The following is a 26101-nucleotide window of genomic DNA, read 5'->3' on the forward strand; positions in this document are numbered from 1 at the left end:
GCCCCAAGGCGGGGCCTTTGCTTTCCGTGACCTGCGCATTACCTATGCCCGCGAAACGATGGGGCATCCGATGATCTATGGCAGCGGCAGCGAATGGTTGGGGACAGGCGCAAGGCGCGTCGTCCTGTTCGGGATGTCGGGCCTTGGCAAGACCTATCTGGCCAACATGCTGCGCGACGCGGGCGACTGGTTCCACTACTCGGTCGATTACCGGATCGGCACCCGCTACATGGGCGAATTCATCGCCGACAACTTCAAGCGCGAGGCGATGAAGGTTCCCTTCCTGCGCCAGTTGCTGCTGTCCGACAGCATCTATGTCGCCAGCAACATCACCTTCGACAACCTGGCGCCGCTTTCCACCTATCTGGGCAAGCCCGGCAGCCCGTCGCGCGGGGGCCTGCCCTTCGACGAATACTGCCTGCGCCAGAACCAGCACCGCCGGGCCGAGATCGCGTCCCTGCTGGACACGCGCCACTTCATGGATCGCGCCCGCGACATCTATGCCATCCCGCATTTCGTCTGCGACAGCGGCGGGTCCATCTGCGAGGTCGTGGACCCCGAAGACCCTGCCGACCCGGTGCTGTCCGCGCTTGAACGCGACCTGCTGATGGTGTGGATCAAGGGGTCGGACGCGCACACCGCCGAACTGGTGCGCCGCTTCGACAAGGCGCCGAAGCCCATGTATTACCAGCCCCAGTTCCTGGAAAAGGCCTGGATCGCCTATCGTGTCGAAAAGGGCCTGGAAGGGGACGAGGTCAACCCCGACGACTTCATCCGCTGGACCTATGCGCGCGCGCTGGCGCACCGCCAGCCGCGTTATCAGGCGATGGCGCGGCGCGGCGTCACCGTCCTGGCCGAAGAGGTCGCCGAAGTCCGCAGTCCGGCGGATTTCAACGCCCTGATCGCCCGCGCCATCGACCGCAAGGAATAAGCCATGCCCATCACGCTCAACGAGAACCTGCCCGCCTATCGCATCCTGTCGGACGAGGGCGTGATGGTCATGTCTCCGGGCCGGGCCGCGACGCAGGACATCCGGCCGTTGCGCATCGGGCTGCTGAACCTGATGCCCAAGAAGATCCAGACGGAAAACCAGTTCGCCCGGCTGATCGGCGCCACGCCCCTGCAGATCGACTTCCAACTGATCCGCATGTCCGACCACGAAAGCCGCAACACGGCCGCCGACCACATGGAAAGCTTCTATCGCCCCTTCCGCGAGGTCGAGGCGACGGGCGAGAAGTTCGACGGCCTCGTCATCACCGGCGCCCCGGTCGAATTGCTGCCCTTCGAGGAGGTGACCTACTGGGACGAACTGACCCGCGTCTTCGACTGGACGCAAAGCCATGTCCATTCGACCTTCGGCGTCTGCTGGGGCGGCATGGCGATGGCCTGGCATTTCCACCGGCTGGAAAAGCACCCGCTGGACCACAAGGCCTTCGGCTGCTTCCGCCACCACAACCACGCCCCCGCCTCGCCCTATCTGCGCGGGTTTTCCGACGACGTCCTGGTTCCGGTCAGCCGCTGGACGGAAATCCGCCAATCCGACGTGGACGCCCGCCCTGCCCTGCGCACGCTGCTGGCCAGCGATCAGTGCGGCCCCTGCCTGCTTGAAGATGCGGGGCATCGCGCGCTGTATATCTTCAACCACCTGGAATACGACAGCACGACGCTGAAGGAAGAATACGACCGCGACGTGGCCGCCGGAAAGCCGATCAACGTGCCCGCCAACTACTATCCCGACGACGATCCGTCGCGGGCGCCGTCGAACCGCTGGCGCAGCCATGCGCATCTGCTCTACGGTAACTGGATCAACGAGATCTACCAGACGACGGAATACGACCTGTCCCGCATCGGCGAAGGATAAGCTCATGGCGAAGACCCCGGACCTGCCCCTGGTCGGCAAGATCACCGAGGCGCTGAAGGCCGCCCCGTCCGAGATCCGCAAGGCGCTGAAGGGGGCGGGAAAGAACGACATCCTGGATCCGGGCTATCCCTACCGGCAGGAAATCGACTCGAAGACCTATGACGCGAAGATGGACCAGTTGCAGCTGCAACTGGTGCGTCTGATGCGCGACGTCGTCGCCACCAGGAAGCGCCTGGTCGTCCTGTTCGAGGGGCGCGATGCCGCCGGCAAGGGCAGCACCATCGAACGGCTGCGCGAGAACCTGAACCCGCGTTCCGCCAATATCGTGGCCCTTCCGACCCCCTCCAGCCGCGAGGCAAGCCAGTGGTATTTCCAGCGCTATGTGGACTGGCTTCCCGCCGCCGGGGAAATCGCGCTGTTCGACCGAAGCTGGTACAACCGCGGCGTGGTGGAACGCGTGTTCGGCTTTTCCACCGAACAGCAGCGCAACGCCTTCTTCCGCCAGTTGCCCAGCTTCGAACAGACCCTGGTCGATGACGGCATCATCCTGGTCAAGCTGTGGCTGAACGTCGGCCGGGCCGAGCAGATGCGCCGTTTCCTCGACCGGGAAAGCGACCCGCTGAAGCAGTGGAAGCTGTCCTCGATCGACGTTGACGGGCTGGCCAAGTGGGACGACTACACGGTGGCGATCCGCGACACGCTGAACCTGTCCCATTCGCCCATCGCCCCCTGGACCGTGATCCGGTCCGACGACAAGCGCCGCGCGCGGATTGCCGCGATCCAGACCGTGCTGAACGCGGTGGATTACGCGGGCAAGGACAGCGACGCCATCGGCAGTCCCGATCCCGCGATCACCGGCGGGCCGGAACTGCTGGACCGATAGGAGAGCGTCATGGAGCTGAAGAACAGCCGCGCCATCGTGACCGGAGGCGCATCGGGCCTGGGGGCGGCGACGGCGGCCTGGTTCCGCAAGCAGGGCGCGGCGGTCGTGGTCCTGGATCGAGAGCCGGGCGACGACCCGGATCATGTGCAGGCGGACGTGACATCGGCCGACAGCGCGGCGGCGGCGGTCGACCGTGCGGCGCGGATCATGGGCGGCATCGACATCTGCGTGAACTGCGCGGGCGTGGTGATCGGCGAAAAGACCGTGGGGCGGAACGGGCCGCACGACCTCGACGCCTTTCGCCGCGTGGTCGAGGTGAACCTGATCGGCAGCTTCAACGTGCTGCGGCTGGCGACGGTGGAAATGGCGAAGAACGGGCGGACGGAAAACGGCGTGATCGTCAACACGGCCTCGATCGCCGCCTTCGACGGGCAGAAGGGCCAGGCGGCCTATGCGGCATCGAAGGCCGGGATCGCGGGCATGACCCTGCCGCTCGCGCGCGATCTGGCGGGGCTGAACATCCGCGTCTGCGCCATCGCGCCCGGCATCTTCGCCACGCCGATGCTGCGCGGGTTGCCGCAGGATGTGCAGGACGGTCTGGCCGCCGACATCCCCTTCCCGTCCCGTCTGGGCGACCCGGGGGAATTCGCCCGCCTGGCCGCCCATATTGTCGAGAATGCCTATCTGAACGGCGAGGTGATCCGCCTGGACGGCGCGTTGCGGATGCGCTGATCAACGGTCCTTGACTGGCGCGCGATGCCCTTGCGCGGCGGTTTTCACGCCGCTAGCGTTCGGGACGAACCGCCCAACAGGAAGGCCCGATTTCATGCGCTTGCTGACCACCTCTGCCCTTGGCACCGCCCTCGCCTCTGCCATCGCCCTGCCTGCGCTTGCGGCGGACGGGGAGCTGACCGTCTTCGACTGGGCGGGGTTCGAGGAACCGTCGATCTTCCAGGGCTATATCGACAAGCACGGCGACAGCCCGACCTATGCCTTTTATGGTGACGACGACGAGGCCTTCCAGAAGATCGCCTCGGGCTTCAAGGCCGACGTGGCGCACCCGTGCAGCCAGATGGTCAGCAAATACCGCGACGCGGGCCTGATCGAGCCCTGGGACACGTCGAAGATCCCGAACTTCGACAAGATCGACCCCCAGTTCCTGGCCTCCGAGGTCTTCAAGGACGACGAGGGCGTCTGGTACATCCCGACCGACTGGGGCGCGACCGCCATCGCCTACAACCCCGAGACGGTCCCGGCCGAGGACGTGGCGACCCTGCAGGTCTTCACCGAACCGAAATACCAGGGCCGCACCTCGCTGCCGGATTCGTCGGACGATGTCTGGGCCTTGGCCTATCTGGCGACGGGTGTCACCGACTGGACCGACGTGACGGACGAGCAGTTCCAGGCCGCCGCCGACTGGCTGCGCAAGGCCCACGCGAACGTAGCGGCCTATTGGGCGGACCCGTCCGAGCAGGCGCAGTTGATGGCCTCGGGCGCGGTGGACATCGCCTGGTCGTGGAACGACGGCGTGGTTTACCTGCGGAACGACAACTATCCGGTGGCCTTCCAGCGCGCGCCGAAGGAAGGGTCGTCCACCTTCTTCTGCGGCTACATCAACCTGAAGGACGGGCCGGGCAACGAGGAGAAGGCCTATGACTTCATCAACGCCTGGCTGGAACCCTCGGCGGGCAAGGCGCTGCTGGACACGATCGGCTATGGCCACACCTCGACCGAGGCGATGGCGACCATTGCCGAGGAGCCTGCGGTGAAGGAGGGCCTGAGCGAGGTCGACGCCCCGATCCTGGCCCAGACCCCGAACGACCCGGCGCAGCGCGAAAAGCAGTTGGCCGAGTTCGAGAAGATCAAGGCCGGGTTCTGAAAGACGGGGGCCAGCCCCCGCACCCCCGGGATATTTAAGCCAAAGTGAAAGGGCGGGGCTTAAGCGGCCTCGTCCTTTTTGCGTGGCGTGTAGTTCAGGATGGGGGCCAGCCAGCGTTCGACCTCGGACAGGTCCATGCCCTTGCGGGCGGCGTAATCGCGGGCCTGGTCCTCCTCGATCTTCGCCACGCCGAAGTAGTAGCTGTCCGGGTGGCCGATATAGAGGCCCGACACCGATGACCCCGGCCACATCGCCATGCTTTCGGTCAGGCGCACGCCGGTGGCGGCTTCTGCGTCCAGCAGCCGGAACAGGGTCAGCTTTTCGGTATGGTCCGGCTGCGCGGGATAACCGGGCGCGGGCCGGATGCCCTTGTAGGGTTCGCCGATCAGATCCTGCGGGCCGAAGGTTTCGTCGGCGGCGTAGCCCCACAAGTCTTTGCGGACGCGTTCGTGCAGCATCTCGGCCATGGCCTCTGCGATGCGGTCGGCAAGGGCCTTGACCATGATCGCGGCGTAATCGTCATTCGCGCGTTCATAGCGGGCAGCGATTTCGGATTCCTCGGGGCCTGCGGTGACGACGAAGCCGCCGACATAGTCGGGCTGGCCTTCGGGCGCGACGAAGTCGGACAGCGCGACGTTCGGTCGGTCGCCGCGTTTCGTCACCTGCTGGCGCAGGGTGTGCAGGGTCGCCAAGGGTTCGGTGCGGTCTTCGCTTGTGAACAGGCGGATGTCGTCGCCCACGGCATTGGCGGGCCAGAAGCCCACCACGGCGCGGGGGTTGAACCACTTGCCGTCGATGATGCGGGCCAGCATCTCCTGCGCCTCATGGAACAGCGCGCGGGCGGCCTCCCCCTGCTTCTCGTCTTCGAGGATGCGGGGATAGACGCCCTTCAGCTCCCATGTCTGGAAAAACGGCGTCCAGTCGATGTAGCGGGCGATTTCCGCCAGATCCCAGTCGTCGATGATGCGGGTGCCGGTGAACTGCGGGGCTGTTGCCTGGAAGTCGGACCAGTCCACCTTCAAGGCATTGGCCCGCGCCGCTGCCAGCGGCAGGCGCTGCTTGGCGGCCTCGGCGCGTTCGTGGCGTTCGGCCACGTCCAGGTATTCCGCACGGATGCCGTCCACGTAATCCGCCTGCTGCGTCGGCGACAGCAGCGACGACACCACGCCAACCGCGCGGCTGGCATCGGTGACATAGACCGCCGGCCCCTTGTGATAGCGCGGGGCGATCTTGACCGCCGTGTGGATCTTGGACGTCGTGGCCCCGCCGATCAGCAGGGGCACATGGAAGCCCTCGCGCTCCATCTCGGACGCCACATGCACCATCTCGTCCAGGCTGGGGGTGATAAGGCCGGATAGCCCGATTACATCGACGTTCTGTTCGCGCGCGACCTCCAGGATCTTCTGCGCGGGCACCATCACGCCCAGGTCGATGACTTCGTAGTTGTTGCAGGCCAGAACGACGCCGACGATGTTCTTGCCGATGTCGTGGACATCGCCCTTGACCGTCGCCATCAGGATCTTGCCCGCCGCCTGCCGTTCGCCCCCGCCATTGGCGGCCTTCTCGGCCTCCATGTGGGGCAGCAGCACCGCCACGGCCTGCTTCATCACGCGGGCGGACTTTACCACCTGCGGCAGGAACATCTTGCCCGCGCCGAACAGGTCGCCCACCACGTTCATGCCGGCCATCAGCGGGCCTTCGATGACATGCAGCGGGCGTTCGGCGGCAAGCCGCGCTTCCTCCGTATCGGCCTCGATGAATTCGGTGATGCCGTTCACCAGCGCATGTTCCAGCCGCTTCTCGACCGTCCATTCGCGCCAGGACAGATCCTTCTCGCGCGCCTTGGCGCCGCCCTCGCCCTTGAAGCGCTCGGCGATCTCCAGCAGCCGCTCGGTCGCGTCGTCCCTGCGGTTCAGGACCACGTCCTCGCAGGCCTCGCGCAGATCGGCATCGATCTGGTCATAAACCGCCAACTGCCCCGCATTGACGATGCCCATGTCCATGCCCGCCTGGATGGCGTGGTACAGGAACACGGCGTGCATCGCCTCGCGCACGGGTTCGTTGCCGCGGAAGCTGAAGGACAGGTTCGACACCCCGCCCGAGACATGGGCGTGGGGCAGGTTCGCCCGGATCCAGCGCGTGGCCTCGATGAAGTCCACGCCGTAGTTGTTGTGCTCCTCGATCCCGGTCGCCACGGCGAAAATGTTGGGGTCGAAGATGATGTCCTCGGGCGGGAAGCCCACCTCGTCCACGAGGATGCGATAGGCGCGGGTGCAGATCTCGATCTTGCGGGCGCAGGTGTCGGCCTGGCCCTGTTCGTCGAAGGCCATGACCACGACCGCCGCGCCATAGGCGAGGCACAGGCGGGCCTGATGGCGGAACTGCTCCTCGCCCTCCTTCATGCTGATCGAGTTGACGACCGGCTTGCCCTGCACGCATTGCAGGCCCGCCTCGATCACCTCCCATTTGGAACTGTCGATCATCACCGGGACGCGGGCGATGTCGGGTTCGGCCGCCAACAGGTTCAGGAACTCGACCATCGCCGCGCGCGAGTCGATAAGCCCCTCGTCCATGTTGATGTCGATGATCTGCGCGCCGTTTTCCACCTGATCGCGCGCGACCTCCAGCGCGGTGGCGTAGTCGCGGTTGGTGATCAGCTTGCGGAAACGGGCGGACCCGGTGACGTTCGTGCGTTCGCCGATGTTCACAAAGGGAATGTCGGGCGTCAGCGTGAAGGGTTCCAGGCCCGACAGGCGCAGGTGGCGTTCAAGCATATTCGGGCACCTTTCGGGGGCTGTATTGCGCCACAGCCTCGGCAATGGCGCGGATATGGTCGGGCGTGGTGCCGCAGCAGCCGCCGACGACGTTCACCAGCCCCTCGCGGGCGAACTCGGCAACCTGGACAGCTGTGTCGTTAGGGCCTTCGTCATACTGCCCGAAGGCATTGGGCAGCCCAGCGTTTGGATAGGCGCAGATGTTCGTTTCCGCCACGCCTGACAGTTCCGCTAGGTGCGGGCGCATGGCCGACGCGCCAAGCGCGCAGTTCAGCCCCACCGACCAGGGCCGGGCATGACGCACCGAATACCAGAAGGCCGTCGGCGTCTGCCCCGACAGCGTGCGCCCCGAGGCATCGGTGATCGTCCCCGAGATCATCAGCGGCAGCGCCTGCCCATGCGCCTCCATCGCCTGGATGCAGGCGAAGATCGCGGCCTTGGCGTTCAGGGTGTCGAAGATCGTCTCGATCAGCAGGATGTCGGCGCCGCCTTCGATAAGGCCCTGCGCCTGTTGCAGGTAAGCCACCCGCAGGTCGTCAAAGGTGACTGCCCGGTAGCCGGGGTTGTTCACGTCCGGGCTGATGGATGCGGTGCGGTTCGTCGGCCCGATGGCGCCCGCGACGAAACGCGGCCGCCCGTCCTGCGCGGTGGCGCAGTCCAGCGCGCGGCGCACGATGCGCGCACCTTCCACGTTCAGGTCGTGGACGGCACCCTGCATCCCATAATCGGCCTGCGCGATGGTGGTGGCCGAAAAAGTGTTGGTTTCCACGATATCCGCGCCCGCCATGGCATAACGGTAGTGGATCTCCTCCACCGCCTCGGGCTGCGTCAGCACCAGCAGGTCGTTGTTGCCCTGCTGCGGATGGTCGGAATGATGGCGGCAGACGTGACCGGACCCGTGGCCGGTATAGTCGTCCTCGGCCAACCCAAGCTGCTGGATCTGCGTGCCCATGGCCCCGTCGAGGATCAGGATTCGCTCGGCCGCAGCAGCGTCAAGCGCCGCGAATGCAGGGGATCGGGAAAGTCTGCCGGTCATTGTTCCACCTTCGCCAGGAAGACGCAGCTATACCCGCGCCCCGCCGCGTCGGCAAATTCATAATCCTACAGATAATTATGAAGGACAGGCATGTTTGCCTTGGTTCAAATATCCCGGGGGTGCGGGGGCTGGCCCCCGCCTCACTCCGCGCTGTCGCGGGCATAGACATCCTCATAGCGGATGATGTCGTCCTCGCCCAGGTAACTGCCGGTCTGAACCTCGATCAGGACCATCGGCACCTTGCCGGGATTCTCCATCCGGTGAACCGCGCCAAGCGGCACATAGATGGACTGGTTTTCCGTCACCAGCGTCACCTTGTCATCCACCGTCACCTTCGCGGTGCCGCTGACCACGATCCAGTGTTCGGACCGATGGACATGGCTTTGCAGCGACAGGGCCGCGCCCGGCTTCACGACGATGCGCTTGACCTGGAAACGGTCGGCAAGCGCCAGCGTCTCGAACCAGCCCCAGGGGCGGTGGTCGCGGGGAAAGGCGGTGGCCTGCTTGCAGCCCTTGTTCTTCAGCGCGGTCACGGCATGGCGCACATCCTGCGCGCGGCTCTTGTCCGCCACCAGAACCGCGTCCGCCGTCGCCACGACCATCACGTCCGTCAGACCGATCCCCACCACCTGCAGGTCGTCGCTATCGGACCGCAGCAGCACGTCGTGACAGTCAATGGCGGTCGAGTTGCCGTCCACCACCACGCCGTCGTCCGTCGGCGCCTCGAGCAGCGCCTCGCGCCAGACGGCGTCCCAGCCGCCCAGGTCCGACCAGCGTTCCGAGAAACGCACCACGGTCAGGTTGTCGGCCTTTTCCATCACGGCATAGTCGATGGACTGGTCGGGCAGGCTGTCCCACGGGCCTTTCGCCAGCCGCAGGAAGCCGATGTCGTCCTTGGCCTCGTCCAAAGCCGCGAGGACGGGCGAAAGGTATTCGGGGGCATGGGCGCGGAACGCGTCGATCATCACGCTGGCCTTGAACAGGAAGATGCCCGCGTTCCACAGGAAATTGCCCTGCGCCAGCATCTGCGCCGCCGTGGCTGCCTCAGGCTTTTCGACAAAGCGCGCAAGCGGCTGCGGACCGTCGCCCTGCCCCGCCAGTTCCAGATAGCCATAGCCGGTTTCCGGCCGGTCGGGGGTGATGCCGAAGGTGACGATCCGGCCCTGGGTCGCGGGCTCGGTTCCCTGCCGCACGGCGCGGGCAAAGGCGGCCTCGTCGGGGATCACATGGTCCGAAGGGGCGACCAGCAGCAGCCCCTCGGGGTCTTTCGCGGCCACCATCAGGGCCGCGACCAGGATCGCGGGCGCGGTGTTGCGGCCCGAAGGCTCGATCACGATGGCGCCGGGGCGAATGCCGATCTGGTCCAGCTGCTCGGCCACGATGAAGCGGAAATCGGCATTGGTCATCACCACCGGATCGGCGAAGTCCGGGCCCGACAGCCTGCGGGCCGAGGCCTGGAACAGCGTCTGGTCCCCCACCAGGGGCGCGAACTGCTTGGGAAAACTTCTGCGGGACACGGGCCAAAGCCGGGTTCCCGATCCGCCTGCCATCAGAACGGGGGTGATCTTGGTCATGACGCTCTCCCTTCAACCTGGGTCCTTGCCGAAGGGATAGCCTGCCGGAGGCCGGCGGGAAAGCCCGGCCTGCGGTCAACCCCCGGTTTTCATGGGCTTGCCTGCCACGTAGGTCTGCCGAATGCTGCGGTCGTCGCCCATGATCTGCAGGATGAACAGCTCATGTTCCAGCGTTTCGGCGCGGTCCATGCGCAGGGCCATGGCGGGGGTGGCGCGGCTGTCCAGAACGACCAGATCCGCCATGCTGCCGGGGTCCAGCGTGCCGATCCGGTCGGCCATTCCCAGCGCCAGCGCATTGCCGCGCGTGATCCAGTGGAAGGCGGACAAGGGCGTCAGCTTTTGGCCCTGCAACTGCAGGATCTTGTAGCCCTCGTTCAGGGTCTGCAGCATCGAATAGCTGGTGCCGCCGCCCACGTCGGTGGCAATGCCGCTGGTGATCCCGGCCGCACGCAGCCCGCCCTCATCGAACAGGCCGGATCCCAGGAACAGGTTCGAGGTCGGGCAGAACACCGCCCGGCTGCCGGTTTCCGCCATGCGCGCGATCTCTCGCGGGCGCAGGTGGATGGAATGGCCCAGCAGCAGCTTGGGGGACAGAAGGCCGTAGGTTTCGTAGATGTCCAGGTAGTCGCGCGCCTGCGGGTAAAGCTGCAGCGTGAAGTCGATCTCGTCGGTGTTCTCGGACAGGTGCGTCTGGACGTGGCAATCGGGATGCTCGCGGGCAAGCGCGCCCGCCATCTCCATCTGCTCTGGCGTCGAGGTGATCGCGAAACGTGGCGTGATCGCGTAACGCTGGCGGCCAGTGCCGTGCCAGCGGTCGATCAGCGCCTTGCTGTCGTCATAGCCCTGTTGTGGCGTGTCCAGCACCTCGGGCGGGGCGTTGCGGTCCATCATCACCTTGCCCGCGATCATGGCCATGTTCCGGGCATGGGCTGCGCTGAACAGCGCCTCGGCGGATTCGGGATGGACCGAGCAGAAGGCCACGGCGGTCGTCGTGCCGTGCGCGGTCAGCAGGTTCAAAAAGGCATCCGCCATCGCGGGGGCATGGCCCTGCTGGTTGAAGCGCGATTCCTCGGGGAAGGTATAGGTGTTCAGCCAGTCCAGAAGCTGCGCACCCCAACTGGCGATGACCTGCACCTGGGGAAAATGGATATGCGTGTCGATGAAGCCCGGCATGATCAGGTGCGGGCGGTGGTCGATCTCGGGCAGGTCGGGGCGGGCAAGGGTCGCGTAGTCGTCCACGGCAAGGATGCGGCCATCCTCGACCAGGATCGCGCCGTCCTCGAGGTAGCGGTGGTTGTGTTGGGTATCTTGGGGGTCGGCATGGAAGCCGAGAACGCGGCCCCGGATCAGCTGTTGCATGGGTATTTCTTCAACGAAGAAGCTGCGGTCAGCCGCGCGATCAGTTCGGCGGCGGTGAAGGCGGCGATGACCGCCGGGCGCTTGTCATGGGTGAAGCCAGCGCCGATCGGGCAGACCAGCGGCGCGGGGTCGATGCCGCGTTCGCGGGCGAAGCGGGAAAACTGCGCGCGCTTGGTGGCGCTGCCGATCATGCCGACATAGGACAGATCGTTGCGCGCCAGCGCCTCGGCGGCCAGCAGGAAGTCGAGCGCATGGTCATGGGTCAGGATCACGGCGGCGCTGCCGGGGCGGGCGGCGCGGATCTCGGCTTCGGGCAGCGGGGTCAGGCAGATGGCGATCCCAGGGGTGGCCTGGGCCAGTTCCTCGGGCCGCTGGTCGATCAGGGTCGCGTTGACGGGCAGCGGCTGCAACGCCTGCGCCAAGGCTCGCCCGACATGGCCTGCGCCGAAGACCAGCACGTCGGGGTGATCCTCGGGCGTGGGTCCATGGCGGTCCAGATGCAGGACCACCCTGCCCCCGCAGCATTGCCCGATCTCGGGGCCGAGGGGGATGTCCATGCGCGCCTCGGCCTCGCCCGACGCCAGCATCTGGCGGGCGCGGTCGATGGCCATGTATTCAAGCTGGCCGCCGCCGATGGTGCCCTCCACGCGCGCGGGGCCCACGAACATCTCGGCCCCGGCGTCGCGCGGGGTGGACCCGCGGGCCGATATGACCCGGACGCGGATCATCCCCGCAGCTTCTCGATCGCCAGCAGCACGCGCTCGGGCGTGGCGGGGGCGTCGAGTCGGGGGTGTTCGCGGTAGCCGGAGAAGGAAGCCACGGCCATGTTGATCGCCTCGAACACGCTGATGCCCAGCATGAAGGGCGGCTCGCCCACGGCCTTGGACCGCTTGATGGTGCGCTCGGTCGCCTCGGACCAGTCCGCCAGCCTGACGTTGAAGACGCGCGGCCGGTCGGATGCCAGCGGCACCTTGTAGGTGGAGGGCGCGTGGGTGCGCAGCCGCCCCTTGTCGTCCCACCACAGTTCTTCCGTGGTCAGCCAGCCAGCGCCCTGGACAAAGGCGCCTTCGACCTGGCCCTTGTCGATGGCGGGGTTGAGGCTGCGACCGACATCGTGGATCACGTCCGTGCGGTCGATCACGTATTCGCCGGTCAGCGTGTCTACCGACACCTCGGACACCGCCGCCCCATAGGCGTAGTAGTAGAACGGCCGCCCCCGCCCCGTCGCACGGTCCCAGTGGATCTTGGGCGTCTTGTAGAAGCCCGCCGCCGACAGGTGGATTCGCGCCATGTAGGCCGCCGCGATCACCTCCCTGAAGGGGATCTCGTGGTCGCCCGCGCGGATATGGCCGGGAACGAAGCGCACCTCCTCCTTCGGCTGCTGCCAGCGTTCGGCCACGAAGTCCACCAGCCGGGCCTTGATCTGCTCGGCCGCGTCCAGCGCAGCCATGCCGTTCAGGTCCGTCCCCGAGGAGGCGGCGGTCGCCGAGGTGTTGGGCACCTTCTCGGTCGTGGTGCGGGTGATCTTGATGTTGCCGATGTCGCACTGAAACGCCTCGGCCACGACTTGGGCGACCTTGGTGTTCAGGCCCTGCCCCATCTCGCAGCCGCCATGGTTCAGCGCGATCGAGCCGTCGTTGTAGACATGGATCAGCGCCCCCGCCTGGTTGAACCAGGTCGCGGTGAAGCTGATGCCGAACTTGACCGGCGTGATGGCGATGCCCTTGCGGATCACGCCGCCCTTCGCGTTCCAGTCCAGCACCGCCTGTCTGCGGGAGTGATAGTCGCTGGAGACCTCAAGCTCCTCGAAGATGCGCGGCAGGATCTGGTCGTTGACCTCCTGGTGATAGGGGGTCAACTGGCCGTTTTCATACAGGTTGCGCTTGCGCACCTCCAGCGGATCGAGGCCCAGGGCATAGGCGATCTCCTCGACCATGCGCTCGGCCACGATCACGCCTTGCGGGCCGCCGAAGCCCCGGAAGGCGGTGTTGCTGACCGTGTGGGTCTTCATCGGATGGCTGGAAACCCGCACATCGGGGTAGAAGTAAGCGTTGTCGCAGTGGAACAGCGCGCGGTCCGTCACCGGGCCCGAAAGGTCTGCCGAAAAGCCGCATCGGGCATACCAGTCGCCCCGCACGGCGCGGATCTTGCCGGTGTCGTCGAAGCCGACCTCGTAATCCACCACGAAGTCATGGCGCTTGCCGGTGGCGGTCATGTCGTCGTCGCGGTCGGGGCGGATCTTCACCGCGCGGTTCCAGCGTTTCGCAGCAATGGCGGCCACGCAGGAAAACAGGTTCATCTGCGTTTCCTTGCCGCCGAAGCCGCCGCCCATGCGGCGCACGTTCACCACGACCGCGTTGTTCTGGCAGCCAAGCACATGGGCCACCATGTGCTGCACCTCGGACGGGTGCTGGGTCGAGACGTTGATCGTCACGTCCTCGTCCTCGCCCGGCACGGCCATGGCGATCTGACCCTCCAGATAGAAGTGGTCCTGCCCGCCGATGCTGAAGCGGCCCTTGATGACGTGGGGCGCGGCGGCCATGCCCGCGTCCGCGTCGCCGCGCTTCAGCGTCAGGGGGTCGGTGACATAGCCCATCCCGGCGTCGCGCGCGGCCAGAGGGTCCAGCGCGTGGGGCAGCACGTCATAGGTGATGCGCGCCTTGTGCGCCGCGCGGCGCGCCCCGTCGCGGGTTTCCGCGATTACGGCAAAGACCGGCTGGCCCCAGAACAGCACCTCACCGTCCGCGAAGATCGGGTCGTCGTCCTTGCCGTTGGGCGAGACATCGTTGACGCCGGGGATGTCCTTGGCGGTCAGCACGCCGACTACGCCCGGATGGGCCAGCGTTTCGGTGAAATCCATGCCCGTGATCAGACCATGGGCACATTGTGACAGACCCAGATAGGCGTGCAGCAGGCCGTATGGTTCCGCCAAGTCGTCGGTATAGTCGGCGCGGCCGGTGACATGCTTGATGGCGCTGTCATGGATGGTGTCCTGATGCACCTGGCCGCGGATGATGGTTTCGTCTTTCATGGCTCAGGCTCCCACGGCTTCGTGCAGGCGGACGGGCAGGCCGGTTTCCGTTTGTTCCAGCCAGAAGCGGCGGAACAGGTTGGCGGCCACGGTGCGGCGATAGTCGGCGCTGGCGCGCCAGTCCGACAGCGGCGTGAAGTCATCGGCCACGGCGCGGGCCGCGACCTCGAAGGTCTCGCGGGCGAAGGGCTGGCCTTGCAGCGCGGCCTCGGCCCCGGCGGCGCGCTTGGGGATGCCCGCCATGCCGCCAAACGCCACGCGGGCGCCAGAGATGATGCCATTTTCAACGGAAAGGCAAAAACCGGCGGCGACGGCGGTGATGTCGCTGTCGCGGCGCTTGCTGATCTTGTAGGCGGCGATCCTCGCCTGGGGACGGGTCGGGATGATCACCTCCTCGACGAACTCGCCCGGCGCGCGGTCCTGCTTGCCGTAGTCGATGAAGAAATCCTCCAGCGCGACCTCGCGCCACGCATTCCCCTTGCGCAGCACGATCCGCGCGCCCAGCGCGATCAGCAGCGGCGGCGTGTCGCCGATGGGAGAGCCGTTGGCGATGTTGGCGCCGATGGTGCCCATGTTGCGCACCTGCCAGCCGCCGATCCGCAGCCAGTAGTCGTAAGCGGCGGGCACATGCTGCCCGATCAGGGCGGCGGCTTCGGAATAGGTCACGCCCGCGCCCAGGCGGATCTCGCCGCCTTCCACGCGCTTGCCCTTCATCAGGTGGCCGATGAACACCGCCGGAAAGATGTCGCGCATGAATTTCGTGACCCACAGGCCCACATCGGTCGCGCCCGCGATGATCGTGGCCTTCGGCTCGTCCTCCAGCACGGCGGCCAGATCGTCCACATCGGCAGGGATGATCGCGCGTTCGCCACCCTTCGACAGCTCGACCCGCTCGCCCCGCATGTCGCGCAGTTTGGCCGCCACCAACTCGCGTTCGACCGCCAGCGCATCGGCGGCCTGCCCGCCCGCGCGGCCCGCCGCCAGCGCCGCCTTGACGATCGGCTCGTAGCCCGTGCAGCGGCAGATGTTGCCCTGCAAGGCGGTCTCGATATCAGTGGCCCCTGCATCGGGATTGCTCATCCACAGCCCATAAAGCGCCATCACGATGCCCGGCGTGCAGAAGCCGCACTGGCTGCCGTGATACTCCACCATCGCCGCCTGGATCGGGTGCAGCCCGCCGTCGGGGCCGCGCAGGTGTTCCACCGTCACGACATGGCAGCCGTGGCAGGACGCCAGAAAGCGGATGCAGGCGTTCACCGGCTCGTAGACCAGGCCGTCGTCGGTCAGCCGTCCCACCAGCACGGTGCAGGCGCCGCAGTCACCCTCGGCACAGCCTTCCTTGGTGCCGGTCAGGCGGCGGTCGATGCGCAGGAAATCCAGCAGCGTGTCGGACGCGCCGACGGCGGTCAGTTCGACCGGGCGACCGTTCAGCAGAAAGCGCAGGGCGGGTGTCATGGCGTTCCTTTTGTGGCTGTGGACCCGTCGGAAAAGGTAGGCGGAAAAAAACGGTTGCGAAATCGGTGCCGACCCGGAAGACTTTACACGATTCCTTGAAAACGGCCTATCACCCATGTCCTATCTTGAAAGCCTGCGCGTCTTCGTCCGGGTTGTCGAACTGGGTTCGATCACCGCAGGAGGGCGGGATCTGCGGCTTTCCCCGGCAGTTGCCTCGAATCGCATCAAGGATCTGGAGAACCGCTTCGGGGTGCGTCTGCTGAACCGCACCACCCGCAAGCTGACCCCGACCGAGATCGGCCGCGCCTTCTACGACAACGCCCGCCGCGTGATCGACACCCTGGACGAGGCAGAGGCCCTGGTCTCCAGCTTCTCGGGCCGTCCGCAGGGGGTGATCCGCCTGACCGCGCCGCTTGGCCTGGGTCGGCGGCTGATCGCGCCGCTGATCCCGCCCTTCTGCGCCGAAAATCCCGGCGTCGATTTCCGGCTGCGCCTGTCGGACCGCAACGTCAACATCGTCGAAGACGCCATCGACCTGGCGTTCTTCCTGGGCGAGCCTGCCGATTCGGCACTGAAATGGCGCAAGATCGCGGATTGCCCGCGCGTGCTGGTGGCCTCGCCCGACTACCTGGCCCGGCACGGCACCCCGAAGGTGCCCGACGACCTGGCTGGCCACAACTGCCTGCTGCTGCGCTATCCGCGCAGCCCGGAATACTTCTGGGTGCTGCAGACCGAGGACGGTCCCCACAAGATGATGGTCGGCGGTCGCTTCGATACGGATGACGGCGACGTGCTGACCGGCTGGGCGCTTGGCGGCGAAGGGATCGCGAACCGGCCGCTGTACGAGGTCGCGGCTGACCTCAAGGCCGGCCGCCTGATCGAGGTTCTGCCGCAGAACCGCCCCCTGCCCGCGCAGTTCGGCGCCCTGACGCCCCACCGGCGGTTGCAGGACCCCAAGGTGCGGATGTTCGCGGATTTCGCGGTGCGGGAACTGAAAAAGCACTTCTGAAACGAAAAGGCCCCTTGCGGGGCCAGGAACTCACATCCCTGCCAGACTGGCCCCGCCCGCCGCGCGGAACCAGCGTATGATCTGCTCGCGTTCCTGCGGTTCCATGTAGGTCACGTTGGCCGGCGGCATGGCGTCGGTCAGCCCGGCCTGGACATAGATCTCCTTCGCGTGCCTGGCGATGTCGGCAGGGGTTTCCAGGAAAACCCCCTTCGGCGCGTGGTATATGCCCTCGTATCCCGGCTCGCGCGCGTGGCACATGGAACAACGGCCCAGAACGGCATCGCTGACCTGCTGGAAGCCCTCGGCCTCGGCAAAGCGGGCTTCCACGGGGGTCAGCGGACGCGCCTCGGCCTGTTCCAGCGTGTCCTGGTTCAGACCGATGGACGACAGCCACATCACCATGATGAACAGGATCACCGTCACCGCCCAGGTCCACCACAACTCTCCCTTGCGGGCGTGCATGGTGTTGAAGAAGTGCCGGATGGTCACGCCCATCAGGAAGATCAGCGCCGCGATCAGCCAGTTGTACTGGCTGGCAAAGGCCAGCGGATAGTGGTTCGACAGCATCAGGAAGATGACCGGCAGCGTCAGATAGTTGTTGTGCGTGGACCGCAGCTTGGCGATCTTGCCGTATTTCGGATCGGGAGCCCGCCCCGCCTTCAGGTCCGCCACCACGATCCGCTGGTTCGGCATGATGATGAAGAACACGTTTGCCGTCATGATCGTCGCCGTGAAGGCGCCCAGGTGCAGCAGCGCGGCCCGGCCCGTGAAGACCTGCGTATAGCCCCAGCCCATCACCACCAGCGCCGCGAACAGCAGCAGCATCAGCACCGTCGGCGTCTCGCCCAGCTTCGACTTGCACAGCGTGTCATAGATCAGCCAGCCCAAGGCCAGCGAGCCGGCCGAGATCAGGATCGCCTGCCAGGTCGCCAGATCCGCCTTGGCCGTGTCGATCAGGTAAAGGTTCGCACCCGCCCAATACGTGACCATCAGCAGCGCCGCGCCGCTGATCCAGGTCATGTAGCTTTCCCATTTGAACCAGGTCAGATGCTCGGGCATCTGCTCGGGGGCGACCAGGTACTTGTTGATGTGGTAGAAGCCGCCGCCATGGACCTGCCATTCCTCGCCATGCGCGCCCTTCGGCAGGTGCGGCGCCTTCGTCAGCCCCAGGTCAAGCGCGACGAAGTAGAAGGACGATCCGATCCAGGCGATGGCGGTGATGACATGGGTCCAGCGGACCGCGAAGGCCAGCCATTCCCAGATGACGATGTGGTCGGGGATCAGGTGCATCATGGCGTCAGCTTCCGCGATAGGTGGAATAGCCGAAGGGCGAGACCAGCAGCGGCACGTGGTAATGATCGTCCCGCGACATGCCGAAGCGGATGGGGATCACGTCCAGGAAGCGCGGGCTCTCGGCCTCGACCCCCGTGGCGTCCATCCAGGCGCCCGCGTGGAACTCCAGCTCATACTGGCCTGTCGCGAACTCCGCCGCAGGCAGGATCTGGCGGTCGGTGCGGCCGTCGTGGTTCGTGGTCAGCCGCGCAAGTTCGGTCCGCCGGTCGCCGTCAAGACGGAACAGCACCACCTCCATCCCTTCGGCCGGGCGGCCGCGCGCCGTGTCCAGCACATGGGTGGTCAGGTATCCTGGCATCATCGCCTCCCCTTATTACCGCTGTTTTCTTGATAACCGATCTCCCTGCACCCGCACGAGGGGGACCATAAGCAAGGTAGTCTTAAGATTCCGTAGAAAATCAGGCCCAATGCCCTTTGCCTTGGAACAAATATCCTCGGGGGGAACGCGCGGAACGCGCGTGGGGGGCAGACGGCCCCCCGTCTACCCCGCCAATCGCGCAACGGCCTCTTTCGCGCGTGCGTTCAGCGCGTGCGGATCGGCGGTCAGCAGGCGGTGATCCGACACGACCGCCCTGCCCCCGACATACACCGCCTTGGGCCGGATCGGCGCGCAGAAGATCAGCGCCGCCACCGGGTCCCACTGGCCCGCGGCGGGCAGTTCGCTGACATCCCACAAGACCAGATCGGCCTGCATCCCCGGCTTCAGCGCGCCGATGTCGGACCGCCCCAGCACCCGCGCGCCGCCCAAGGTCGCGATCTCCAATGCCTCGCGCGCGCCCAAGGCGGCGGGGCCGTCCTTCAGCCGCGCGACCAGCATGGCCTGCCGCGCCTCCAGCCCCAGATGACTGCAATCGTTGGAGGCCGAGCCATCGACACCAAGGCCCACCGGCACCCCCGCATCCCGCATCGCCCGAACCGGCGCGATGCCGCTGGCAAGCCGAGCGTTGGAACAGGGGCAATGCGAGACCCCCGTGCCGGTGCGGGCGAACAGGTCGATCTCGGGCGGCGACAGCTTCACGCAATGGGCGTGCCAGACATCGTCCCCGGTCCAGCCCAGGCTTTCCGCATAATCACCCGGCAGCATGCCGAAATTGTCCAGCGAGTAGCGGATGTCCTCGTCGTTCTCAGCCAGATGGGTGTGCAGCCGCACGCCCTTCTCCCTCGCCAGGATCGCCGCGTCGCGCATCAGTTCCCGGCTGACCGAGAAGGGCGAACAGGGCGCAAGCCCCACCTGCACCATCCCGCCCTCGCCCGCGTCGTGGAAGGCATCCACCACGCGTTCACTGTCGGCCAAGATCGCGGTTTCGTCCTCGACTAGGGCGTCTGGCGGCAGGCCGCCCTTGCTTTCGCCGATGGACATGGCCCCGCGCGTGGCCGTGAAGCGGATGCCCACCTTCCGGGCCGCCTCGATGCTGTCGTCCAGGCGCGAGCCATTGGGGAACAGATACAGGTGGTCCGACGAGCAGGTGCAGCCCGACAGCGCCAATTCGGCCAGACCGACCTCGGCCGACAGGCGGATGTCGTCGGGCGTCATGCGCGACCAGATCGGATAAAGCGTGCGCAGCCAGCCGAACAGCGCCGCATCCTGCGCGGCAGGAACGGCGCGGGTCAGGGTCTGGAACAGGTGGTGGTGGGTGTTGACCAGCCCCGGCGTGATGACGCAGCCGCCCGCCTCCACGATCTCGGCGTCCGCGCGCGGCAGGTTCTCGCCCACGGCGACGATCTTTCCGTTTTCCACCAGGACGTCGCCGCCCCGGATCTCGCGCCGCGCGTCGTCCATGGTGACGACCACATCGGCGTTCCTGAACACTGTCTTGGCCATGATCCCTGATCCTTCGTTGAAAACGGCGACGGTGGGTGCCGTCGCCGCGTGAAGTCTGTCGGACTGTCAGCAGTCAGTGGTCCGCGACATGGCCAGCCGCCCGCAACTCTTCCTCGTCCACATGGGCAGCGCCGTTGTAGAACCAGTTCAGGATCACCGCCGTGATCGCCGCCAGCAGGATGCCGGAATGGATCAGCGGGTGGATCGCGTGGGGCATCCACTGGTTGAAGTTCGGCGCCACCAGCGGGATCATCCCCATCCCGACCGAGATCGCGACGATGAACAGGTTGTGCCGGTTCGTGGCGAAATCGACGCGCGCCAGGATCCGCACCCCGGTCGCCGCGACCATGCCGAACATCACAAGACCCGCGCCGCCCAGGACGGTCGTGGGCAGGCTTTCCACCAGCGCGCCCATCTTCGGGATCAACCCCAGCACGATCATGATCGCGCCCCCTGCCACGCAGACGAAGCGAGACCGGATGCCCGTAACGCCCACAAGGCCGACGTTCTGGCTGAAGGACGTATAGGGGAAGGTGTTGAAGATCCCCCCGATCATCGTGCCCAGGCCATCGGCGCGCAGGCCGGCGGCCAAGGCCTTCTGCTCCAGCGGCTTCTTGCAGATGTCGGACAGGGCCAGGAACATGCCGGTCGATTCGATCAGCGTGACCAGCATGACCAGGACCATCGTGGCGATCATGATCGGGTCGAAGGTCGGCATCCCGAAGTGGAACGGCTTGATGACGGCGAACCATTCAGCCGAGGCGACCTTGTCGAAGTTCATCATGCCCAGCATGGCGGCGACCAAGCCGCCCACGACGATGCCCACCAGCACGGCGATGTTCGACAGGAAGCCACGGGCGAACTTGGACACCAGCAGGATCGTGCCCAGCACAAGGACCGCGATCAGGATGTTCCGGCCTGCCGCATACAGCGGGTTCTGCACCGTCGGCGCCAGCGTCACGCTGGCGGGCACGTTGCCTGCCGCGCGGGCGGCCTCCAGCCAGGCGGCGGCTTCGGGGTCCACGATCTTGGGCGCGGTGGGGCCGACCTGCAGGCCGAAGATCCAGTTGATGCCGATGGGCATCAGGCTGATGCCGATGGTCAGGATCAGCGTGCCGGTGACGACCGGCGGAAAGAACCGCAGCATCTTGGAAATGAACGGCGCGATGAGGATGCCGATGATCCCCGCCGCGATGATGGCGCCGAACAGCGCCCGCGCGCCCTCATGCCCCGGCGTCGAACTGGCGACCGCCACCATCGGCCCGACAGACGCGAAGGTCACGCCCATCATCACCGGCAGCTTGATGCCGAACCACTGGGTCGCGCCCAGGCTCTGAATGATGGAGACGATGCCGCAGACGAACAGGTCGGCGGAAATCAGGAACGCCACCTCCTCCGGCGGCAGGTTCAGCGCGCGGCCCACGATCAGCGGGACGGCAATGGCGCCCGCATACATGACCAGCACATGCTGGAACCCAAGCGTCAGCAGCTTGGGGGCGGGCAGCACGTCATCCACCGGATGCGTGCTGCCCTGATAGGTTGCGTCAGACATTGCGGACCTCCCTTTCCACGGATGCCTCGTTTCGTTCAGATTTCGACTTCGATGGCCTTTCCCTGCTGTTTGGCCAGGTTGACCACGGCGGCCGCGACAGCCAGGTCCTGCAGGCCGACGCCCGTTCCGTCGAAGATGGTGACCTCCGCATCGCCGCGCCCTTCGTGCCTGCCGATGATGACCTGGCCTAGCGCGGTGATGTCGTCCGCCGATACGGTTTTCTGCGCCGCCGCGTGCTGGAATTCGCCGATGCCGACCGATTGGGCAACCTCGTCGGTGAACAGGCGCGCGCGGGCGACAAGGGCGGGGTCCAGTTCCTGCTTGCCCCTGGTGTCGGTGCCCATGGCCGCGATATGGGTCGGGCCCTTCACATGCGCGTTCATCAGCAGCGGCGCGAAGGCCGAGGTGATGGAGATGATCACGTCGGCCTCGGCGCCAAGCCGGGGCAGGTCCACCGCCTCGAACGGCAGGCCCAGTTCGGCGGCGGTGTCGGCCAGGCGGGTCAGCATGGCGGGATGCGGGTTCCAGCCGATGACACGCTCGAAGGCGCCGAAGCGGACGGCGGCGCGCATCTGGAAGGCGGACTGGTGGCCCGCCCCGATCATGCCCAGCACCCGCGCCCCTTGCGGCGCCAGGTACTTGCTGGACACCGCGCTGGCGGCCGCCGTGCGCAGGGCGGTCAGCAGGTTGCCGCCGACCGCCGCCGACACGCGGCCCGTGTCCGGGTCGAACAGGAACACGGTGGACTGGTGGTTGATCAGCCCGTGACCCGCGTTGTTGGGCCAGTATCCCCCGGCCTTGAGGCCCAGCGTCAGTCCCGCCCCGTCGAAGCCGCCCTTGAAGCCATAGAGCGCGTCCTCGTGCCCGATGGCCTCGCGCACGACGGGGAAGTTCCGGGCATCCCCGCGCGCCATGGCGGCGAAGACCGCCTCGACCGCGTCGAACGCGGCCTCCGGCGTCATCAGGCCTGCGATCTCGCCTTCAGGAACGACCCACATCAATAGGCCTTCCCGCGCGCCGAGACCGGCCACAGGGTTTCCACCTTGCCGTTCCGGACGCCCACATACCAGTCGTGAACGTTGCAGGTCGGGTCGCAATGGCCCGGCACCAGCCGCAGCTTGTCGTTGACCTTCAGCACGCCCTGCGGGTCCTCGACCACGCCATGCTCGTCGCTGCACTTGATGTATTTGACGTCGTCGCGGCCATAGACGAAGGGCAGCCCGCTGTCGACCGACTGCGCCTTCAGGCCCGCGTCCACCACCGCCAGGTGCGGCTTGGCGTGGGACATGACCGAGGTCAGGATGAACAGCGCGTTCTCCCATTCGCCCTGGTCGATGCGGCGGCCCGCCTTGTCGTGGATGCGGCCGTAATCCGCGTCCATGAAGGCATAGGAGCCGCACTGGAGTTCGTTGTAAACGCCCGAGTTGCTCTCGAAGTAGTAGCTGCCGGTGCCGCCGCCCGAGACCAGCTCCGGCTCCAGCCCGCAGGCCTTCAAGGCCTCCACGGCATCGGTGACCTGGGCGATGGCCGCGTCCAGCTTGGCCTTGCGGTCGTCATAGCTGTCCATGTGCTGCATCGCGCCCTGGTAGGCCTGGATGCCGGTGAAGCGCAGCCCCGGTGCCGCGTCGATGGCCCTGGCGATCTCCACCACCTCGGGCGTGGTCTTCACGCCGCAGCGGCCCGCGCCGCAGTCGATCTCGACGAAGCACTCGATGGTGGTGCCGTGCCTTTGCGCCGCCGCCGACAGGTCCGCCACGTTCGCCACGTCGTCCACGCAGACGATGATCCGGCTGCCCAGCTTGGGCAGGCGGGCCAGGCGGTCGATCTTCAGCGGGTCGCGCACCTGGTTGGAGACCAGCACGTCCTTGATGCCGCCGCGCACGAAGACCTCGGCCTCGGAGACCTTCTGGCAGCAGACGCCGATGGCCCCGCCCAGGTCCATCTGCAGCTTCAGCACGTCAACGGACTTGTGCATCTTGCCGTGTGCCCGGTGGCGCATCCCGTGCGCCTTGGCGTAATCGCCCATCTTCCGGATGTTGCGCTCCAGCGCATCCAGATCCAGGATCAGGCAGGGCGTCTGGATGTCCGCCTCGTCCATGCCCGGCAGGGCGGGCACGTCGAAGCCGACCTCCAGGGTGTCGAGGTTCACGCCATTCGACTTGATCGGTGCGTTCATGATGCCGTTCCTTGGGTCCAGGGCAGCCTGTCCAGATCGACATTGCCGCCGGTGATGATGATGCCGACGCGCTTGCCGGCGAATGCGTCGCGGTTCTTCAGGATGGTGGCCAGCGGCACGGCGCTGGAGGGCTCCATCACCACGCGCAGGTGCTTCCAGATCAGCTTCATCGCCTCGACGATCTCGGCGTCGGACGCCGTGTAGATCTCGGACACGTGGTTGCTGACGAAGTGCCAGGTCAGGTCCTTCAAGGGCACCAGCAGCCCGTCGGCGATGGTCCTGGGCGCGTCGTCGGCGATGATGTGGCCTGCCTTGAAGCTGCGATAGGCGTCGTCGGCCTGTTCCGGTTCCGCCGCGATCACCTGCACCTCGGGCGCCAGCGTCGAAAGCGTCAGGCAGGTGCCCGAGATCATCCCGCCGCCGCCGATCGGCGCCACGACCATCTCCAGCCCGTCGGTCTGCTCCATGAACTCGCGCGCGCAGGTGCCCTGCCCCGCGATCACCCGCGGGTCGTTGTAGGGATGGACGAAATCGCCCCCGGTGCGGGCCTGTACCTCGGCGAAGGCCGCCTCGCGCGAGGAGGTGGAGGGTTCGCATTCGGTGATGACGCCGCCATAGCGGCGCACGGTGTCCTTCTTGGCCTGCGGCGCGGTGCGCGGCATCACCACGTTGCAGGGAATGCCCCGCCGCATCGCCGCGTAGCTGAGGCAGGACGCGTGGTTGCCAGACGAGTGCGTCGCCACGCCCCGGGCGGCCTGCACGTCATCCAGGCCGAAGACCGCGTTGGCGGCGCCACGGACCTTGAAGGCCCCCGGCTCCTGGAAGTTCTCGCACTTGAAGAACAGCCGCGCGCCGGTCAGGTCGTTCAGATGGTCCGACACCCGCACCGGCGTCCGCCGGATGAAAGGCCGGATGCGATCATGCGCCGCCAGCATGTCCCCGTAGGTCGGAATGTCCATCGCCTCCCTCATCACGCAGCCTGCTGCATGGCGGTGGCGCTGTGGCGGTAATGGTCCTGCGCGGCCGCGACCCCGGAACCCAGCTTCACGGGCAGGCCGAGGTCGGCCATGACCATTTCCGCCGTGGCAATGCCCGACAGGGCCATCACGTCGGTCAGGCTGCCCAGGTGGCCGATGCGGAACACCTTGCCCGCGACATCGCCAAGCCCGGTCCCGAAGGCCACGCCATAGGCGTTCAGCGCGTGGCTGACGATCTTGCTGGCATCGAAGCCTTCCGGTGTGCGGATCGCGCTGACACTGTCGGAATAAAGCTCGGGCCGCCTGGCGCAAAGCTTCATTCCCCAGGCGGCGACGGCCTGGCGCACACCCTCGGCGATGCGGTGGTGGCGGGCAAAGACGTTCTCCAAGCCTTCATCCAGCAGCATGTCGCAGGCGACGTTCAGCCCGTTCAGCAGCCCGACCGGCGGCGTGTAGGGATAGCCGTTGGCGGCATAGCCGCGCGCCATGTCGCGGATGTCGAAGAAGGTGCGCGGCAATTTCGCCGTCTCGACCGCAGCCATCGCCTTGGGCGAGAAGCCCACGATGGCCAGGCCCGGGGGCAGCATGAAGCCCTTCTGGCTGCCGGTCACGGCGATATCGACGCCCCATTCGTCCATGCGGAAATCATAGCACGCAATCGAGGAAACGCCGTCCACGAACAGCAGCGCCGGATGGCCCGCGTTGTCCAGGGCGCGGCGGACGGCGGCGATGTCGCTGCGCACGCCGGTGGCGGTCTCGTTATGCGTCGCCAGCACGACCTTGATCTTGTGCGCCTTGTCGGCGGTCAGGATCTCCTCGAACCGATCCGCCGGAACGCCCTCGCCCCATTCCTGGGCGACGACCTGCACGTCGAGGCCATGGCGCTGGCACATGTCGATCCAGCGGTGGCTGAACATGCCGTTGCGGGTCGCCAGAACGGTGTCGCCCGGAGACAGCGTGTTGGTGATCGCCGTTTCCCAGCCGCCGGTCCCGGTCGAGGGGAAAACGAAGACCTGCCCCCGCGTGGTCTTCAGCACCTTCTTCACCCCCTCCAGCGCCGGGTGCAGGATGCGTCCGAAAACCGGGCTGCGATGGTCGATCGTGGGCATGTCCACGGCCTTGCGCAGCACCTCGGGGATATTGGTCGGGCCTGGAATGAACACGGGATTCTGGCTGGTCATGGCTCTTCCTCCTCTGATAGGCCCATGATACCCCCCGCGGCCAGATGTCGCAATTTTTCTGGAAAACATTTCCATTTTGGCGTTAAAATGCGAAATATCGCGCCTCATCATGCACTTGGCATTTTTCAGGCGTCGATCTGGATTATCGCCGTTACGGCAATGTATTCTTTAGGAAAGGG

At 66.4% G+C, this 26101-nt stretch carries 21 protein-coding genes; 6 read left to right on the forward strand and 15 right to left on the reverse strand.

What is annotated here, in order from left to right:
• Positions 1-70 precede the first annotated feature (70 nt).
• The 5 genes from J0F76_RS03245 to J0F76_RS03265 all read left to right on the forward strand — a co-directional run bounded on the left by J0F76_RS03245 (position 71) and on the right by J0F76_RS03265 (position 4623).
• Entirely contained in the window at positions 71-931 is an 861-nt protein-coding gene (locus tag J0F76_RS03245) for an ATPase (protein ID WP_207465814.1), read from the forward strand.
• A gap of 3 nt (positions 932-934) precedes the next feature.
• Entirely contained in the window at positions 935-1861 is a 927-nt protein-coding gene (locus J0F76_RS03250; RefSeq protein ID WP_207465671.1) for a homoserine O-succinyltransferase, read from the forward strand.
• A 4-nt stretch (positions 1862-1865) separates the two neighbouring features.
• Positions 1866-2744, forward strand: a complete 879-nt coding sequence (ppk2, locus tag J0F76_RS03255; protein WP_207465673.1) for a polyphosphate kinase 2 — start codon at positions 1866-1868, stop codon at positions 2742-2744.
• 9 nt (positions 2745-2753) lie between these two features.
• Positions 2754-3476 (forward strand): SDR family NAD(P)-dependent oxidoreductase, encoded by a 723-nt coding sequence (locus J0F76_RS03260; RefSeq protein ID WP_207465675.1) that lies wholly within the window; start codon positions 2754-2756, stop codon positions 3474-3476.
• 94 nt (positions 3477-3570) lie between these two features.
• Positions 3571-4623, forward strand: a complete 1053-nt coding sequence (locus J0F76_RS03265; RefSeq protein WP_207465677.1) for an ABC transporter substrate-binding protein — start codon at positions 3571-3573, stop codon at positions 4621-4623.
• Between the two features lie 59 nt (positions 4624-4682).
• On the opposite strand, the gene metH is transcribed toward J0F76_RS03265, so the two are convergent.
• The 7 genes from metH to xdhA form a co-directional block, all read right to left on the reverse strand.
• Positions 4683-7397, reverse strand: coding sequence for a methionine synthase (gene metH, locus J0F76_RS03270; protein WP_207465679.1), 2715 nt, complete (start codon positions 7395-7397; stop codon positions 4683-4685).
• A complete protein-coding gene (locus J0F76_RS03275; RefSeq protein ID WP_207465681.1) occupies positions 7390-8433 on the reverse strand; it encodes a homocysteine S-methyltransferase family protein in 1044 nt (347 codons plus the stop codon). The genes metH and J0F76_RS03275 overlap by 8 nt, the downstream gene beginning before the upstream one ends.
• 140 nt (positions 8434-8573) lie before the next feature.
• Positions 8574-10007 (reverse strand): mannose-1-phosphate guanylyltransferase/mannose-6-phosphate isomerase, encoded by a 1434-nt coding sequence (locus J0F76_RS03280; RefSeq protein WP_207465683.1) that lies wholly within the window; start codon positions 10005-10007, stop codon positions 8574-8576.
• 75 nt (positions 10008-10082) lie between these two features.
• Entirely contained in the window at positions 10083-11366 is a 1284-nt protein-coding gene (guaD, locus tag J0F76_RS03285; RefSeq protein WP_207465686.1) for a guanine deaminase, read from the reverse strand.
• Positions 11354-12094 carry a xanthine dehydrogenase accessory protein XdhC gene (xdhC, locus tag J0F76_RS03290; RefSeq protein ID WP_207465687.1) on the reverse strand — a complete coding sequence of 247 codons (741 nt, stop codon included), beginning with the start codon at positions 12092-12094 and terminating at the stop codon, positions 11354-11356. The genes guaD and xdhC overlap by 13 nt, the downstream gene beginning before the upstream one ends.
• Positions 12091-14397, reverse strand: coding sequence for a xanthine dehydrogenase molybdopterin binding subunit (xdhB, locus tag J0F76_RS03295; RefSeq protein ID WP_207465690.1), 2307 nt, complete (start codon positions 14395-14397; stop codon positions 12091-12093). Before xdhB ends, xdhC begins: the two co-directional genes overlap by 4 nt.
• A 3-nt stretch (positions 14398-14400) precedes the next feature.
• A complete protein-coding gene (xdhA, locus tag J0F76_RS03300) occupies positions 14401-15852 on the reverse strand; it encodes a xanthine dehydrogenase small subunit (protein WP_207465691.1) in 1452 nt (483 codons plus the stop codon).
• Positions 15853-15967: 115 nt separating this feature from the next.
• Between xdhA and J0F76_RS03305 the strand changes: the two genes are divergently transcribed.
• Entirely contained in the window at positions 15968-16861 is an 894-nt protein-coding gene (locus tag J0F76_RS03305; protein WP_207465693.1) for a LysR family transcriptional regulator, read from the forward strand.
• Positions 16862-16891: 30 nt separating this feature from the next.
• Here the strand turns inward: J0F76_RS03305 and J0F76_RS03310 are convergent, their stop codons facing one another.
• From J0F76_RS03310 to bhcA, 8 genes are all read right to left on the reverse strand, one after another.
• On the reverse strand, positions 16892-18154 hold the full coding sequence (locus tag J0F76_RS03310; RefSeq protein WP_377707134.1) for a urate hydroxylase PuuD: 1263 nt from the start codon (positions 18152-18154) through the stop codon (positions 16892-16894).
• Between the two features lie 4 nt (positions 18155-18158).
• Positions 18159-18512 carry a hydroxyisourate hydrolase gene (uraH, locus tag J0F76_RS03315; protein WP_207465824.1) on the reverse strand — a complete coding sequence of 118 codons (354 nt, stop codon included), beginning with the start codon at positions 18510-18512 and terminating at the stop codon, positions 18159-18161.
• Positions 18513-18695: 183 nt separating this feature from the next.
• A complete protein-coding gene (locus J0F76_RS03320; RefSeq protein WP_207465695.1) occupies positions 18696-20036 on the reverse strand; it encodes an 8-oxoguanine deaminase in 1341 nt (446 codons plus the stop codon).
• Positions 20037-20109: 73 nt separating this feature from the next.
• Positions 20110-21588 (reverse strand): nucleobase:cation symporter-2 family protein, encoded by a 1479-nt coding sequence (locus J0F76_RS03325; protein ID WP_207465697.1) that lies wholly within the window; start codon positions 21586-21588, stop codon positions 20110-20112.
• 35 nt (positions 21589-21623) lie between these two features.
• Positions 21624-22586 carry an iminosuccinate reductase BhcD gene (gene bhcD / locus J0F76_RS03330; protein ID WP_207465699.1) on the reverse strand — a complete coding sequence of 321 codons (963 nt, stop codon included), beginning with the start codon at positions 22584-22586 and terminating at the stop codon, positions 21624-21626.
• Positions 22586-23764 (reverse strand): 3-hydroxy-D-aspartate aldolase BhcC, encoded by a 1179-nt coding sequence (bhcC, locus tag J0F76_RS03335; protein ID WP_207465701.1) that lies wholly within the window; start codon positions 23762-23764, stop codon positions 22586-22588. Before bhcC ends, bhcD begins: the two co-directional genes overlap by 1 nt.
• Complete coding sequence (gene bhcB / locus J0F76_RS03340; RefSeq protein WP_242689958.1) at positions 23761-24723, reverse strand: beta-hydroxyaspartate dehydratase BhcB; 963 nt, start codon at positions 24721-24723, stop codon at positions 23761-23763. The genes bhcC and bhcB overlap by 4 nt, the downstream gene beginning before the upstream one ends.
• Before the next feature lie 11 nt (positions 24724-24734).
• On the reverse strand, positions 24735-25922 hold the full coding sequence (gene bhcA / locus J0F76_RS03345) for an L-aspartate--glyoxylate aminotransferase BhcA (RefSeq protein ID WP_207465705.1): 1188 nt from the start codon (positions 25920-25922) through the stop codon (positions 24735-24737).
• Positions 25923-26101 lie beyond the last annotated feature (179 nt).

The sequence above is a fragment of the Paracoccus fontiphilus genome (assembly GCF_017356265.1).
Lineage (GTDB): Bacteria > Pseudomonadota > Alphaproteobacteria > Rhodobacterales > Rhodobacteraceae > Paracoccus > Paracoccus fontiphilus.

Bases quoted from the DNA above. Each gene is read 5' to 3' on its own strand.
- J0F76_RS03280 (WP_207465683.1), bottom strand. From the start codon at position 10,007: ATGACCAAGATCACCCCCGTTCTGATGGCAGGCGGATCGGGAACCCGG.
- metH (WP_207465679.1), bottom strand. From the start codon at position 7,397: ATGCTTGAACGCCACCTGCGCCTGTCGGGCCTGGAACCCTTCACGCTG.
- guaD (WP_207465686.1), bottom strand. From the start codon at position 11,366: ATGCAACAGCTGATCCGGGGCCGCGTTCTCGGCTTCCATGCCGACCCC.
- uraH (WP_207465824.1), bottom strand. From the start codon at position 18,512: ATGCCAGGATACCTGACCACCCATGTGCTGGACACGGCGCGCGGCCGC.
- xdhA (WP_207465691.1), bottom strand. From the start codon at position 15,852: ATGACACCCGCCCTGCGCTTTCTGCTGAACGGTCGCCCGGTCGAACTG.
- J0F76_RS03320 (WP_207465695.1), bottom strand. From the start codon at position 20,036: ATGGCCAAGACAGTGTTCAGGAACGCCGATGTGGTCGTCACCATGGAC.
- bhcA (WP_207465705.1), bottom strand. From the start codon at position 25,922: ATGACCAGCCAGAATCCCGTGTTCATTCCAGGCCCGACCAATATCCCC.
- J0F76_RS03310 (WP_377707134.1), bottom strand. From the start codon at position 18,154: ATGATGCACCTGATCCCCGACCACATCGTCATCTGGGAATGGCTGGCC.
- J0F76_RS03250 (WP_207465671.1), top strand. From the start codon at position 935: ATGCCCATCACGCTCAACGAGAACCTGCCCGCCTATCGCATCCTGTCG.
- J0F76_RS03265 (WP_207465677.1), top strand. From the start codon at position 3,571: ATGCGCTTGCTGACCACCTCTGCCCTTGGCACCGCCCTCGCCTCTGCC.
- J0F76_RS03260 (WP_207465675.1), top strand. From the start codon at position 2,754: ATGGAGCTGAAGAACAGCCGCGCCATCGTGACCGGAGGCGCATCGGGC.
- J0F76_RS03305 (WP_207465693.1), top strand. From the start codon at position 15,968: ATGTCCTATCTTGAAAGCCTGCGCGTCTTCGTCCGGGTTGTCGAACTG.
- bhcB (WP_242689958.1), bottom strand. From the start codon at position 24,723: ATGGACATTCCGACCTACGGGGACATGCTGGCGGCGCATGATCGCATC.
- bhcC (WP_207465701.1), bottom strand. From the start codon at position 23,764: ATGAACGCACCGATCAAGTCGAATGGCGTGAACCTCGACACCCTGGAG.
- xdhC (WP_207465687.1), bottom strand. From the start codon at position 12,094: ATGATCCGCGTCCGGGTCATATCGGCCCGCGGGTCCACCCCGCGCGAC.
- xdhB (WP_207465690.1), bottom strand. From the start codon at position 14,397: ATGAAAGACGAAACCATCATCCGCGGCCAGGTGCATCAGGACACCATC.
- J0F76_RS03245 (WP_207465814.1), top strand. From the start codon at position 71: ATGATCTATGGCAGCGGCAGCGAATGGTTGGGGACAGGCGCAAGGCGC.
- J0F76_RS03325 (WP_207465697.1), bottom strand. From the start codon at position 21,588: ATGTCTGACGCAACCTATCAGGGCAGCACGCATCCGGTGGATGACGTG.
- J0F76_RS03275 (WP_207465681.1), bottom strand. From the start codon at position 8,433: ATGACCGGCAGACTTTCCCGATCCCCTGCATTCGCGGCGCTTGACGCT.
- bhcD (WP_207465699.1), bottom strand. From the start codon at position 22,586: ATGTGGGTCGTTCCTGAAGGCGAGATCGCAGGCCTGATGACGCCGGAG.
- ppk2 (WP_207465673.1), top strand. From the start codon at position 1,866: ATGGCGAAGACCCCGGACCTGCCCCTGGTCGGCAAGATCACCGAGGCG.